9 protein-coding genes are annotated in these 15,568 nt (G+C 51.5%); all 9 read right to left on the reverse strand.

Features of this window, described 5'->3' with window-relative positions:
- Nucleotides 1-98: 98 nt before the first annotated feature.
- A complete protein-coding gene (locus JIN87_RS00490) occupies nt 99-1,517 on the reverse strand; it encodes a sulfatase (protein WP_200353533.1) in 1,419 nt (472 codons plus the stop codon).
- Nucleotides 1,518-1,769: 252 nt separating this feature from the next.
- Nucleotides 1,770-3,341, reverse strand: a complete 1,572-nt coding sequence (locus JIN87_RS00495; protein WP_378924091.1) for a sulfatase family protein — start codon at nt 3,339-3,341, stop codon at nt 1,770-1,772.
- A gap of 202 nt (nt 3,342-3,543) precedes the next feature.
- Nucleotides 3,544-4,935: a GntP family permease gene (locus JIN87_RS00500; protein WP_200353535.1), complete on the reverse strand. Its 1,392-nt coding sequence runs from the start codon at nt 4,933-4,935 to the stop codon at nt 3,544-3,546.
- A gap of 224 nt (nt 4,936-5,159) precedes the next feature.
- A complete protein-coding gene (locus JIN87_RS00505; protein WP_200353536.1) occupies nt 5,160-6,413 on the reverse strand; it encodes a glycoside hydrolase family 117 protein in 1,254 nt (417 codons plus the stop codon).
- Between the two features lie 174 nt (nt 6,414-6,587).
- On the reverse strand, nt 6,588-8,168 hold the full coding sequence (locus tag JIN87_RS00510) for a sulfatase family protein (RefSeq protein WP_200353537.1): 1,581 nt from the start codon (nt 8,166-8,168) through the stop codon (nt 6,588-6,590).
- Nucleotides 8,169-8,282: 114 nt separating this feature from the next.
- Complete coding sequence (locus JIN87_RS00515) at nt 8,283-9,728, reverse strand: arylsulfatase (RefSeq protein ID WP_200353538.1); 1,446 nt, start codon at nt 9,726-9,728, stop codon at nt 8,283-8,285.
- A gap of 268 nt (nt 9,729-9,996) precedes the next feature.
- Complete coding sequence (locus tag JIN87_RS00520) at nt 9,997-11,907, reverse strand: sodium:solute symporter family transporter (RefSeq protein ID WP_200353539.1); 1,911 nt, start codon at nt 11,905-11,907, stop codon at nt 9,997-9,999.
- 274 nt (nt 11,908-12,181) lie between these two features.
- On the reverse strand, nt 12,182-13,594 hold the full coding sequence (locus JIN87_RS00525) for an arylsulfatase (RefSeq protein WP_200353540.1): 1,413 nt from the start codon (nt 13,592-13,594) through the stop codon (nt 12,182-12,184).
- Between the two features lie 2 nt (nt 13,595-13,596).
- A complete protein-coding gene (locus JIN87_RS00530; RefSeq protein ID WP_200353541.1) occupies nt 13,597-15,420 on the reverse strand; it encodes a right-handed parallel beta-helix repeat-containing protein in 1,824 nt (607 codons plus the stop codon).
- Nucleotides 15,421-15,568 lie beyond the last annotated feature (148 nt).

Consider the following 15,568-nt stretch of genomic DNA (forward strand, 5'->3'; position numbering starts at 1 on the left):
AGTCAATGGGCAGGCTCTGATAGTACAAAGTACTGAGCAGATTGAAAATAGGAGGATCCGCATAAAACATGCCGGATCCCGCCACCTATCATCAGCCTCTACTTCAACTTTTCGCTAAGCGCGACTGACAAGGCCTCTACCAGGTCCGGATGATCCGCTGCGACGTTACGAGTCTCAGCCTCTTCCGTTCGGTGATCGTAGAGTTCAGCTCCTCCGCTTTTGTGTAGAGTAAGACGGAAATTATCCGTCCTCAGCGTACGGGCCCCTCCTCTGTAGCCTAGAGCCGTATGCCCATCGGCGTTGGGATCTTCCAGCTGATCGCGCAATGATTCGCCCTGCACAAAGTGTGGAGTCGGAATTTCCAACAAATCGCAAAGGGTTGGAAAAATATCTAGTGTCTCCACGATGGCATCGGTCTTCTCACCCGCTCTCGTGATCCCTGGATAGGATATGACCAAGGGAGACCTAAGCGCCTCTTCAAAGAGGTTGTGCTTCCCCCAAATCGCGTGCTCACCGAGATTCCAGCCATGATCCCCCCAAAGCAGTACGATCGTGTCATCCTTCCGGCCAGATTTCTCCAACTGATCTAAAATGCGTCCGACCTGCGTATCCGCATACGTAACACAAGCGGCATAATGACGCTTCACTTCGATCGCGAATGCCTCATCTGTGCGAGGGTCTCGTTCCCAACGCTTGTACTTCATAAACTCCCCAGATTTATGCCAAGTCGAGAGCCCCTTTGGCTTTTCCGGATGAGGTACTGGCGGGATCTCTACCCCGTCATACATTTTCAAATACTTGGCAGGAGCTCCAAATGGCAGATGGGGACGAATGATTCCAACCGCCATGAAAAAAGGCGGAGCATCATCTTCAGAGAGCTCCTGAAGTTGGCGCAAGGCTTCCTCGGTGATCAAACCATCTGGATAAATGGAATCATCCCCCTCCTCCGCTTGAAACAATGCCATATCCTCCGCCTTCACCCGAATCTCTCCGTGAGCGAGCCCATGCATAGATCCACGCGGATGCTGCCATGTGCCAGTGGGCATCAAGTTGCGATCCCAAGCGCCAGGCATTTCGACAACATTGGGATCGTCCCAGTCCGGGCCACCCAAACCTCCCGGGTGATGCGAGACCTTGCCGACAGAAACTGTAGTGTATCCATGAGACCGAAACCACTCCGGCATCGAAGGATGAACGCCCTCTGGCGAAGCTCCCATTTTCTTCGCTCGCTGGAACAAGGCGTCGTTTTTCGCCGTCCCGTAACGCCCCGTCAGCAAAGTGAAACGCGAGGGACCACAACTCGGAGAATTCACATAGTGCCGATGAAAGGCACGCCCTTGCTCTGCCAGGCGATCAATATTCGGAGACTTGATGTAATCAGCACCGAAACTTTTGAGTTCGGGTCGCAGATCATCGACGCAGATCAGCAACACGTTCTTTGGCTTAGCGTCAGCAACCGACGCGACAGCCGAGAGAATAAGAAAAATAGAGGAAAGCCAGTGCGGGGTACGAAGCATGACGCAGAAAAACCTCTACGCTTCGAAAGGTCAATCAATCAGGATATACCCAGACGAAGGGAATGTGTGCCGCAATTTCGAATACACACATAGAACTGCGGCAAAGTTCGTCTTCCCAAAAGACGAAGAGCTACCTACATCGATTAATTGGTAGGGTCGGCGCTCGTCGCCGTACCGTGCCGGTTTGATCCAGGCTCTGCGGTACGGCGGCAAGCGCCGCCCCTACAGAACCCAATAGACTTAAAGGGAGGACTAGAAGCTCTCGCGGAAGCCAGCTCCGTCTTTGAGCTTTTCCAGAGCAGCTTTCATTTCCGCAGCAAGCTCGGGATACTGAGCGAGAACATTGTTTTGCTCACTTGGGTCCTTTTCCAGGTTGTAGAGAGATTCTGGAATCGGATCACGATCATACCACCACTTTGGATTCGAAGGTTCGATGTACTTCCAGTTCCCTTTGCGAATCGCCAAGCCAAAGGACTCTTCGACAAGAAACTCTTGGCCCTTCTCGTCTTCTCCAAGAAACGCAGAAAGAGTGGAACGGCTATCGATCCCTTCGTCATCGGCCAAATCCTCGCCGATGATTTCCGCGAAAGATGCCATCAAGTCGATTTGGCTGACCAAAGCCTCGCTCGTTGCTGGCTTGATACGTGCGGGCCAACGAACAATAAACGGAACGCGCGTTCCCCCTTCGTAAATCTGGTATTTACCTCCTCGATACACGCCTGATCCATCATGCCCCCGATCTTCTTCTTCGGCAGAACATAGGACAGTTGTGTCATCTTCGTAGCCATCGTCGTAAACAGGGCCATTATCGCTCGAGAAGATCACGATCGTGTTTTCAGCCATGCCATGTTCTTCGAGAGAATTCATGATCTCACCAACGGCCCAGTCGAAAGCAACCATAGCGTCACCGCGAAATCCTAATTCGGTAGCCCCTTGAAAACGCGGATGAGGAGCACGTGGAACATGAATATCTTGCGATGCGAAGTAGAGGAAGAACGGCTCGTCCTTAACGGCCATCGCCGCTAGGTACTGCTTTGTTTCTTCGACAAACACATCTGCGATCGTCTCTTCATTCCAAAGAGCGGACTTGCCACCAGACATGTATCCAATTCTACCGATACCGTTGACCACACTATGATTATGACCATGCGTGCTTTGGTAGTAAGTCATCGCCTCACGATTGGTCTTACCATCTGGGTATTGAGTGCTTCCCGGGATCTGAACATCTTTGAGCGTATTACCGACGTAGATCGGATCGTTTGGATTCAGATTCACGACCTCATAATTGCGCAGGTAAACGCAAGGGACGCGGTCATTAGTCGATGGCAACAAAAAGGAGTAATCAAAACCGAGCTCCAGAGGTCCTGGTTTCACCTGGCCGTTCCAATCCGTTTTCACTCCCTCTTCACCAAGGCCGAGGTGCCATTTGCCAATCACCGAGGTATGGTAGCCAGCTCGCTTGAACAACTTCGGCAAGGTTAGCTTGTCAGTGGGAACGATCAGAGGAGCATTTGGCGGCAAAACGCGGGCTCCGTAGCGAAAAGCGTGAATTCCAGTCAGAAGAGAAAAACGTGACGGTGTGCAAGTGGCCGCAGAACAGTGGCCGTCGGTGAAGTTGATACCTCCATTCGCCAGGCGGTCGATATTTGGAGTTGGGATCATTTTCGATCCATTCACTCCAATGTCTCCAAATCCAACATCATCGCCATAGATGATCACCACATTCGGGCGATCCGCTGCAAATGTCGCTGCAGCGATACTGGCTAAGCCACAAAGAAACAACCTGCGGGCAAGACGGGGGAGAATCGATACTTTCGTCATCATCATCTGAATACAGTTAAATAGGTATAGGTGTTCAAACGCCACTCTTTCATAAGTGGGGTTTGCTGCACATTGTGCTTCAAACGCGACGAGTCTGGCAACGGCCAAGCCAAATTCTATAAAGGATTGGCCACTTTAACGATTAAACAGCGGATTCATGTTCATTGAGGGACATGAATCCTGCGATTCCTGCACAATTCGCCCGCTAAACGACAAAACTCATCAATACGGCAAACAGGAAGCCTAGTAGCGAAATCATCGTGGTCATCACCGTAAAGGACTGAAAAGTCTGCTTTTCCGTAAGCCCGAAGTAACGATTCACGAGCCAGAAGCCACTGTCATTAACATGCGAGAGAATCGATGCACCGGCCGCGATCGCAATTACCCAAAGCGCCTTTTGCCCGTCGCTTACCACGATTCCCATCTCCTCAACAAGAGGGGCAAGCAAGCTGGAAGCAGTGATCATCGCAACGGTGGCCGAACCTTGGATCACCCGCACAATCACAGCCAAAAGGTAAGCGATCAAAAGCAATGGAAGCCCTGACCCTTGCAACAAAGTCGCGAGATCATCGGCAGCGTGGCTATCGATGAGCATCTGCTTAAAAACTCCCCCAGCACCAGTGATTAGGATGATCAATCCCGCCGGACCAAGCGCCTTCGTGCACAGATCGCGCAGCTCAGCGCCACTTACGCCGCGTTTACGTCCCAAGTAATAGATCGATAAACAAGTCGCGATAATCAGTGCCGTAAAGGGGTGCCCGGCAAATGTCAGGAAGTCCAGAGCTGCACTCTTCTCCAGGGAACCAGCCTTGACCATCGATCCGCAAATCGAGGACGCCAAAATCAGCACGATCGGAAGACCGATAAGGAAAAGGACCATGCTGAAAGAAGGAAGCTCCGAATCTTTGAGCTTCTTCAAGTCATCGCCCTCCTCATTCATGTACTCGGGCACACCCACTTTAATGCGCTTTGAGATCCATGATCCAAACATTGGGCCCGAGATAATCGCAGTTGGAATCCCCACGATCACACCCAGCAAAATCACCCAACCAAGATCCGCTCCTAGCAGTTCCGAAACCGCAATAGGGCCCGGTGTTGGCGGAACAAAACTGTGAGTAACCGCCATTCCAGCGAGCAAAGGAATGCCGTAGTAAAGGATGGGTTTACCACTTTCTCGAGTCAGGGCGTAAATGATCGGAATCAGAATAACCAAGCCTGCATCGAGAAAAACCGGAATCGATATCAGGAAGCCTGTGACCACCATCGCCCACGGGGCCCTCTCAATCCCGAAGAACCCGAGCAAACGCCTCGCCATCGCTTCAGTGCCACCCGAGTGCTCAAGTATCTTTCCAAAAATCGAGCCCAAACCGATGACCGTAGCAATAAAGCCGAGCGCGCCTCCCATTCCATTCTGAATGCTCTTGTTGATTTCCGTAACCGGCATATCTGACAAGAGCCCAACTGCGATACTCGCGATCAACAGGGCGAGAAACGCATTCAACCTCAGCCACAGAATCAGCGACATGAGAAGGACGATAGCGATAACAGCGACCCAAAGGGGTGGTATGCCTAAGGCATAAGCAAGCAAAGGAGACATGAAAACGAGAGATTAGGGATTATTACGGCAACTTCGGTAAAACGCAGAGCGTTCAGGGGACAACCGATGAGACGCCTGAGTCTTAAAGATTCACTAAAGAAATCAACAAAGGATTAAAACAAAAGCAGGATCCCGGGATAGGTCCTGCTTTCAAGATAACCAAAGCGTGGATACGCCTTTTAGTAAACTAAGCGTTTTGGAGGGCAATGCTCCGTCATTGCCTATTACTTCTTCGCCTTGTGAACCTTTTCGTTCTCTTCAGCGATGCGCTTCTTCTGCGCGCCACTCAAGCCGTGCTTAAAGAAATGCTCCGGTTTGTAGTAAACGTTATGCTTCTTCATCGCCGGATCGTGCAGATCTTTACTTAAGTCACAGTCGAAGCGAATGAGAATCGCGTGATTCCTATCCCAAGATGTCGCATTCGTCACATGAGAAAGCCCCCACGTGATACCACGGCCATCCTTTGTATTCGTAAATGCATCCGGCGTATAAGGCCCCGCCGCGTTCGGCATGAGAGACTGAGTAATCGACGCGATTTCGAAGTTCACGCCATCAGGAGCGTATTGAATCGTGTAGTGTTCGTTGCCGTCACGGATAACGAGCGCTGCCATCCCTTCTCCAAATGGGAACATCGTCGTTTCGTGGCCAGAGTTCATGATCGGGTTAAGCGGATGCTTCTCAAACGGACCGAGCGGGTCCTCAGCGATTGCCAAGCCTTGCATGCGCACGAGATCACCTCGCTTGCCGGAGTCTGACTTGAAGTACAAGTAGATCTTGTCCTTGTAGACAAAAGGATGCGGATCGTGGATCGAGTACTGGTCCCACTCTCCTGGAGCACCATTTGCGACAACAATCTTATTGTGCGGAGTCCATGGACCGTCGGGAGAATCAGCATACGAGACCGCTACTGGGCAATCGTCGCCACGCTTACCGCTGGCTTCCATGAAGCCTTGGTAATACAAGTAGTATTTACCCTTCCAATACAGGATATCGGTCGTGGTAACAGAGCGCCAACCTACGTTTGGCTTGGGCGGACGTGGAACCGCAACGCCTTGCTCCTCCCAAGTAAATCCGTCCTCACTCGTTGCATACCAAATTTCAGACAAGTCCCAGTCGGCTGACGGAATCGTATCGCTGCTCTTCGCCGCGCCTTTGGGCGAGGTAGGAGTATTACGGTAGGTGTACCAAACGTAATATTTGCCGTTCGCATAAATCACCTTAGAAGGATCACGACGTGAGATGGTACCATTTCCACCATTGTAATCGAAGCCTTCGAGCTTGGTGTATTTGAACTGCGTATACAGCTCGTTCTTCTCTGGACGCTCAGCCGGATAATTGTCGTAGAGACGCTCCATTGCCGAGCTCAGCTGACGATCTGGCTTTTCCGCCGGCAACATAAACGGAAAACCGCCCTGCTCTTCCTTAGCAGCAGCGCCAGCAACTAGCGAACAGGCGAGTACGAGATGTGAAATTTTCATAGCTAGATTTGGGGCAAAGGCACAGGATTGTACACAATATGCCAATTATTGGGCAAAATGGAACCGTCACTCTCTTGGCCAAGCAAGCCCTTTGGATTGAATCTCCAGTTAACAATTAAAGGGCCCGGAATCAAATTCCGGGCCCTTTTTCCTAAATCTACTGGGGATGAAACGCTACTTTCCTGAGGCTTTCTCGAATGTCTCCCGAACAGAGGCTCCGTCCACAATCGGCAAAAGCACCGCCTTCATCGACTCAACGCGCTCTGGATTCGTAGCAGAAATGTCATTCTGTTCCCCGATATCCTCAGCCAGGTTGAAGAGCTCGAACTTCTGAGGAGGCTGTGGCCCCTGCTTCTTGTTCCACTTCTGGTATGGCATGGTCAGCTTCCAGTCACGATGGCGCAGCGCATAGCCCCGAGCTTCCTGAATCTGATACGGAGCTCCCTTCTTATCATCTCCAAGTAGCGCCGCTAGGTTGCTCTGGCTGTCAGGAGCAGCTCCCTCTGGCAGATCCATTTCGAGCAGTTCTGCAAAAGAGGACATGAAATCGGTATGGGAAACGAGAGCTTGGGATGTGCCTGGCTTGATGCGAGCCGGCCAGCGAACGATGAATGGTACACGAGTACCCCCTTCGTAGATCTGGTATTTTCCGCCGCGGTAAGGACCGGAACCGTCGTGACCGCGATCCACTTCTTCAGTCGAAGTCTTCACGACCGTGCCGTCGTCGTAGCCATCGTCGTAGACCGGCCCATTGTCACTCGAGAAGATCACGATCGTGTTGTCAGCGATACCGTGCTTTTCGAGCATTTTCATGATTTCACCAGTCGTCCAATCAAACTGGACCATCGCGTCTCCGCGGTAACCAAGCTCTGTAGCACCCCGGAAGCGTGGGTGCGGTACGCGTGGAACGTGAATGTCCTGAGACGAGAAATAGAGGAAAAACGGCTGATCAGGCGTCTTTTTCATGTGAGACTCCATCCACTTCTCAGTCTGTATAACGAACTCGTCAGACATAGTGGCGTCATCCCAGAGCGCGCTTTTTCCGCCGTATTGAACACCGATTCGTCCGATACCATTGATCACGCTGTGGTTGTGCCCATGCGTGTTCATGTAGAACGTCATGGTTTCTGGATTCTTGCGCCCATCTGGATACTCCGTGCTACGCGAGTCGCCCTTCTCCATCACAAACAAGGGATCGTTCGGATCGAGATTCACCACGTGGTGATTTTCCAAATACACGCATGGAACACGGTCGTTCGTGTTCGGCAGCAAGAACGAGTAGTCGAAACCGATTTCGAGCGGACCTGGCTTAACGGCCCCATTCCAATCAGTCTTAACACCCTCCTGGCCCAATCCGAGGTGCCACTTGCCGATTACCGCGGTCGCGTAGCCAGCGTCTCTGAAAAGCTCTGGCAAGGTGTACTCGTCGGTGATCGCCATTGGGGATGTCGGACTGATAATCCGCACATTTTTCCGGTGAGCGAGGATCCCTGTAAGCATCGCGTAGCGTGAAGCAGAACAGGTTGATGCCGGACAATGCCCATCAGTGAAATTCAAGCCGCCTTCAGCAAGACGATCGATATTCGGGGTTGGGATCATCTTTGATCCGTTGACGCCTACATCAGCAAAACCGACGTCATCGCCGTAAATGATAACAACGTTGGGCCGTGTTAAGTCAGCGGCATGGGAGCTTGCTGCAAACCCGGACAAAAACATGCCCGTTACAGCGGTCAAAAAGGCGATTCGAAGCTTCATAGTAGATTAATCGGAGCGATTGAGTGAAAACCATGATTCGGTTTTTCGCCAACGTGGTCCCGTCTTTTTCGCGTTTAACGTTTAAAACGTGAAGAGCCCACAAGTGGATCGCCCCTATTTCTTGCGATTCTTAGGGAAGTTGTAATTCGGATTCGGAGATTCCTCCCTAGCACCTGCGATCAAGCGGTTCACCTCAGCCACAACCTCAGGGTGCTTGGCGGCCACATTCTTTTGCTCTGCGACATCAACCGAAAGGTCGTACAGCTCGAGGGGCGAATGCGGGTCGACAGAGACATTATAGCGAACTGCCTTCCACTTACCCATGCGCATCGCCACCCGCCCTTTCTTGGCATGAAACTCCCAATACAGATACTTGTGCTGCTCTTGACCGGCCTCTCCCAATAGAGTCGGCAACATCGACAAGCCATCCGTGTTTTTCGGAGCCCGCTGCCCCGATAGGTCAGCTACGGTTGGCAAGAAATCCCAAAACGCGGAAATGTGTTCACTCCGCGAGCCGGCTTCGATCTGGGCTGGCCAAACAGCGATCATGGGAGTGCGAACGCCGCCTTCGTACAAATCTCTCTTGTAACCGGATAAAGGACCATTCGATTCGAAGAAATCAGGATCGTGTCCGCCTTCCACATGAGGCCCGTTGTCAGAGCTGAAGAACACTAGCGTGTTCTCGGAAACGCCTTGAGCTTCCAGTTCTGCCATGAGTTCGCCCACGTAGTCATCGAGCACACTCACCATTGCAGCAAATGCAGCACGCGGAGTTTTCTGCCCTTTGTAGTACGCCATCGGATACTCAGTCTCCGGTTCATACTTACCGCGAAACTGGTCCATATAACGCTCGGGAGCATCCATATCGGCATGCGGTTGAATCGCGGCATAATACATGAAAAATGGCCCCTCTTTGTTATCACGGATAAACGATAGCGCCTGCTCATGAATCAGGTCTGGTGCGTAGTCCTCGGTGTGCGAAGCCACATTTCCCCAGAGCAACTCCCGCTCATCATCATTCCACAAAAAAGCAGGATAGTAGCTGTGGGCGATACGCTGGCAGTTATAACCGTAAAAGCGGTCAAAACCCATTTTTAGCGGCTCACTGGCTGTGCCTGGCCCGCCAAGTCCCCATTTTCCAAATACTCCGGTTTTGTAACCCGCAGTCTGCAACATGTGAGCCACTGTGAAAGTGTCGGCAGGCATTGGTTGCTGACCTTCCGGCTGCAACTCAGCGTTACCACGCACCCAGGTATGCCCGGTATGCTGCCCCGTCAGCAAGGCCGCCCGCGACGGCGCGCACACCGCACTACCGGAATAGTGTTGAGTGAAAAGCATTCCCCTCTCCGCCAAAGCATCGATGTTCGGGGTTTTAAAGTGCTTCTGACCTAGGCAACTCAGATCTCCGTAACCTAGGTCATCAGCGAGGATAAAGATAATGTTGGGCTTCTGCTTCGCGTCTAGGGCCGCAACCAGGAATTGAGCCAAGACAAATAGGAAAACGAGGGTCAGCTTGAGCCCGACTCCATGGTCAGGCAGAGAGGAAGATAAGCGCTTCATTCGATAACAACAGTTTGGGGAGAATCAGATAGAGCCCAAAGTGTATCGCTCCACCTCCTCCGCCGATAGTTCATCTTGCGTAAAGCTTGTACACTATCTCGCCAAAGAGAGCGCTGATGCCAAAGGTAGCGTCCGTTGTCTCCAACGGATACAAAGCCGATTTGCCCGCTGGGGACAGCGGCTCTACCTTTGGGAGATTTTGGGCACACAAAAAAGCGGAACCGCCATTCGGCGATTCCGCTTCGGGAAATTTGAACTCTCAACCGGCTTACCAGAAGACCGCGTAGAGAATCAGAGTCGCAACAACGACGAGCCCACCGAGGAGCTTCGCAGTTGGTGACGATTCGAGAGCGATCGCGTCGTTCACTGGCATTTGTACCTTGTCCTTCATCGGTTTAATGATGGTCAGCGCGATACCGATGGCTACTACGCACCCGAGGGTGATCGCCATGCGGTTGAGGAAGGCGATGTCTTCCGTACCCACTTTCAGGGCACCGTAAATCACGATACTCATTACGATACCTGCGAAACCGAACCAGCGTGGAGTCTTTGGCGAGAAGAAGCCAAAAATGAATACAGCCAAGATACCTGGAGAAATGAAGCCTTGGAACTCCTGAATGTAAGCGAAGATACTATCAAACTTGTCCAAGGCAGGAGCGATCAGGCCGGCGATGATTACGAAGATGACAACGAAGATTCGTCCCACCTTAACGAGCTGGGCTGGGTTCTCTTCGCCGGAGAACTTGGCGTACAAGTCCATCGTAGCGATCGTCGAAGCCGAGTTGAGCATGGACGCCAACGAGCTGATCACCGCACCACACAAGGCAGCCAAGACGAACCATGAGATCCAAGGGGTCGGCTTGATCAGGTTACGAACGAGCACCGGGAAGGCCGCGTCGTAGTCGTAAGACTTGAGAACAGCTGCCTCGATCGCGCCATTCGCAATCGCCTTTTCCGCAAGCGCATTGATGCTATCCGAGCTCAATGAGCCGGGAGCGCTGCCTGCTTCAGCCGCGTTGTGGGCCAAGATTTTGGCAGCGAAGGCGCTGTGTACTTCTACAAACTGTTCGTCTACCGTGAAGACCTCGCCCTTCTCCACCGCAGCGAAGGCTGCCTCATTGGTGTCAGCCATCGATTGCTTCAAATCGCCGCTGAAAAGGTTGAAAGCCAAAATACCTGGAATTACCACGATGAACGGGATGACCAGTTTAAGACCTGCTGCAAAGACGATACCCTTTTGCCCTTCCGCGAGCGACTTGGAACCGAGGGTTCTTTGCACGATGTACTGGTTGAGTCCCCAGTAGTACAGGTTCGGAATCCACAAACCGATCAGCAAAGCCGTCCAAGGAATGTCGGAGTCAGTCTTAGGACGAATCATGTGAACCTTACCGCCGGCCCCGTTTGGTCCTTCCAATGCGACCGCTTCACCATCGACACCATCGTTGAGCAGCATGAAGCGCTCGGCAGGGCTCGCGCTCTCCAAATCAGCAATTGTTGCGTTGGAGTTCGCAACCTTGGTGAGGATAAGCTCTTCAGCAGGCTTTTCAGCGAGAGCGTTGAACGACAAATACATGACGATCGCGCCGCCGACGATCAGGGCCGCACCCCAAACCAAGTCCGTCCAAGCACAAGCCTTTAGGCCACCAACAAAAACGTAGACCGCAGCCAGAATCGCGATCGCCCAGCACATCGCTGGCAAGCTGTTGAGGACTGGGACAGTATTGTAGTATTCAGAGACGAACTTCGCGCCCGAGAAAATAACGGAAGCAGTAGTCACGAACACCAAGGTCAAAATCATTGGGATCGCCATCGCAAGACGTGCCTTCGAATCATAGCGGTATTCCAAGAATTCAGGGATCGTGTACAACCCAGCCCGCAAGAACTTAGGCAGGAACCAGAAACCGACAAAAATCAGCGTGATGGCGGCCATCCACTCGTAGGAGGCGATCGCCATTCCCAGCCAGTTCGCAGAGGAGCCCGACATGCCCACAAACTGCTCAGTGGAAATGTTGGCCGCGATCAGCGAGAAACCAACCAGCCACCAGGTCAGGCCACGACCGGCCAAAAAGTAGTCCGCAGCACCGGATTCTTCCGATACATCAGACTTACTTTTCCAAATTCCTAGCCAAATGACGCCGACAACGGCGACAATGAAGAGTATGACTTCAACTGCGTTCATAAATTATAGGGTGCTGAGGGGTTGCTTTTAGGGGTCAGAAGGTCGAATAAGCAGCATAAACTGGGTTAAACAGTTAAAATAAACATAAAGAACCGAGGCTGCTCTATAAGATTGCGTAAAATGCATGTCCGATTCCGCCAATTCAACTTATTTCCCACCAACTCCCTTATAATTAGGAGCATCCGGACTGAAAAACGGCGAGCAATACACAAAATCATCTTCAGGTATTTCCATTGATCCTGAGGAAAACCTCGTCAGATGTCTCAACAACGAGCTATTTTTCGCTCAAGCCACCGAATGGAAAACGTGGAGTCTCTTGCGACGTCAGTCGAAACTGCTTCTCAAATTCTTGAACGAGCTCAGGGTGATTCGCTGCGAGATCATTCTCTTCGCCGATGTCCCTCCGCAAGTCGTAGAGCTCAGTTTTCTCCGCAACACCATAGCGAACCGCTTTCCAGTGCCCGCGGCGAATCGCTTGGCGAAATCCTTTTCTACCCTGTTTTCCAGCAACATGCGGAGAGTGGAATTCCCAATACAAGTACTCGTGCTCGGGCTGCGGATTCCCTGTAAGCTCCGGCACGATCGAAATTCCGTCCGTCTGCTCGGGACACTCAACACCTGCGATCTCCGCTAGGGTCGGCATAAAGTCATAACTCGCTCCAATATGGTCCGAGACAGACCCCGCTTTAATCTTGCCTGGCCAATACGCAATGAACGGCACTCTCATACCCCCTTCGTAAAGGTCGCGTTTGTAGCCTTTTAGCGGGCCATTGCTCATGAAAAACCTGTGGTCGTGCTTAACTTCCGGCGGACCTTCGGCATGCCCCCCATTGTCGCTCGTCAAAAAGACGACTGTATTCTCAAGCTCGCCCATTTCTTCCAAACGCTGAAATAAACGCTCAATTTGCGCATCCAGCATTGTGATACGGGCCGCATGCGTTCGCTCAATCTCTGGCCAGCCCCTGTCCTTATACAAGTCGTTATCGCGAATCTTGAACTCATGAGCGTGCGGGCTCCGATAAGACATGAACAAGAAGAATGGCTTCTCCGCGTCCACCGTATTCAAATACTCAAGTGCGTACTCCGTACGGAAGTGATCGAGGCAATCCCAATCTTCGTGATTATACATAACACCCTCTTCACGCTGACCGATCCATTGCATTCCGTAGGGAAACTTCTCTCCACCTCTAGCAGAAGACCATTGTTCCTGTATCGCGTAATCGAAGCCTCTATTGATCGCCCATGTTGAAAGATCATTAGGATCCTCCACATGAAACTTTCCCACAAATCCAGTCTGGTAACCACCGTCCCGCAACATCTCAGCTAGAGTAACTTCGTCTTTGCGAAGCGGCACTCGATCCCAGACTCCATCGGAATAGATCCCCTTGTTACCACGAATACTAACGTGCCCGGTATGCCGCCCGGTAAACAACACAGCCCGCGAGGGTGAGCACACAGAGCTCCCCGCATAGAAATCTGTGAAGCGCATTCCTTCCGCAGCGAGTTTATCCAGAAAAGGCGTTTTGATATCCTCTTGGCCATACGAGCCAAGCTCTCCGTATCCTAGATCATCAGCCAAAAGAAAAACGATATTCGGACGCTCGTCGGCCTGTTTCGTCTCACCGTGTCCACTGGCTAAAGCCAGAAACAAGGCAGCAAGTACACTCATTCCAGTCAGTCCTTTCATCCTTAAAATCCTTCGTTGTTCGAAACCTGGAGCGTTTCCCTGCTAGACGCATCTGCTTCGATCGCCTTGGCATAGCTTCCGATGTAGCGGTTCCCCGAAATCTCAACATCGCTACAATTCTTGAAGTCAAACAAAGCCGCTTCTGGATGAAGCTGATCCCCCTGGTCCACCTTCTCGATAGTGTTCCCTTTGATCACCAATCCTTCGACCCGATCCGCCCAAACGATGCGATTGTCAAAAGTTCTTATGTGGTTATCCACGAATCGAATGTTTCGATCATAACGGATACTCTTGTCGAAGCTCTTACCCAGACGTGGAGTCACGTACAGGACCGCATGCTCCATAGCGCTGTAAGCACAGTATTCGAATCGATTGTTCCGTATCAAAACATCAGATACTGCACCAGATTCGTACCAAAAGAAAGTTTCCCCTCTAAAAAAGATTGAGGACATCATTGAGGAGAATTCGTTATCCTCGATCACGATCTTGTGCGGTGTCTTGATAACAATATTCCTAGCACGGTGATCCCGAGCGATGCATCCACGAAATGTAAACGTCGGATTCCAGGTTTTGTTCTCAAGAATGTCACCTACGGCAAGAGCGTCAGGAAGCTTTTCCTCAAATCGCAGTTCGAAATAGTTTTCGTTAATCTCTCGAACAGACTCGACCGTATTCACATCCCCACGACTCGGGTCAGGGCTGTGAATAAACCAGACTTCATCTCCAACTCCAGCAAACTCAAATCCCAACTGCTGAAAATGACCGTAGGTCGCGCGAACCGTACGTTCATTCAACACCTCGTCCACAACAACATAGGTTCCGTGCACGTTAGTCGTGTCGTCGAGCATGTTCTCGAAGCGAGAGTTCTCGATCAGGATATCCCCTTTGCAATTACAGAAGTGAGTCGCATCGGCCAGCGCTGAAATCACACGGTTCGTCCCCTCCTTCAAATACACGCCACTACGGCGTATCACGATATCTTCGCAACGCTCGAACAGGAAGCCCATGCCTAAGGCGTGGTGTACCACAACCCCATCGAAAACAATATCTCGAGAGTTCATCAACTGAAAGGCGGGAGCGTATCGATTCTCATCCATGCCTCCTTTCGAACTCAGCAGACTTCCAACTGGCGGATACTGCTTGAGCTTCTCATGGAATCGCAAAATTCCGCCTGGTCGTCGTTCTACGTGCTCAGGATCTGAATACTGATCCCATGCTCCGTGCGAAACACGTTTTTCTTTAGCGTCAAAAGGAAGTGTCGCACCCATAATCTTGTACTTGAACCCATCGATATTTGGAAACACGAGTTTCCCCTTCTCCAGCTTCCAAGAATACCCTTTTTGAACTGGCCGAATATCGCGCCAACCTTCCTCTTCGTTGGTAGCGACCACTTCTCCGAGGAAAGTGAACGGATAGTCCCAATCAATCGACAAGTCACGAATCCTCACTTTGTCGCAATCCTCAATGCGAAACGGCAACACTTGTCCGTGGAAAACGAGTTCCGCTCCATTCCCCTCGATCGTCACCGAGTCGAATCCGCTCAATGGAAAGATGATATTCTTCAAGCCATTGTTATGGTTCGTCACGTAACAGTATCGCTGAGTCGCGTAGTCCGGCTTGAAGAGGTAAGTCCCCTTCGAAAGCACAATCGTCACGTCCTTACTCTCAACTCCCTCAAGCGCCTCTCTGAGTTTCAGGGTCATATCCCCTTCCTCTGGTGGCAGCTCGATCACACGAGCGGATACCAATGAACAAACGCAGAGCGCGGCGGCAATCAGGGTCGCAACGCAACGGATCGCCGAAGAAAGGGAATGGGGGAATCTCATAAGTCAGACTTTTGGAAAACGGGCCGTTTTGCTGCCCCGAGAGTGAAAACAAGATCGAGACAGCAGTCCGATTGAACCACATGGGGTCCCTTTTCGCTACCCTGTTTTACGTAATTCATATACGCGATACCGCCAATACGACCCCTGT

The sequence above is a fragment of the Pelagicoccus mobilis genome (assembly GCF_016595505.1).
GTDB classification, from domain to species: Bacteria; Verrucomicrobiota; Verrucomicrobiia; order Opitutales; family Opitutaceae; genus Pelagicoccus; species Pelagicoccus mobilis.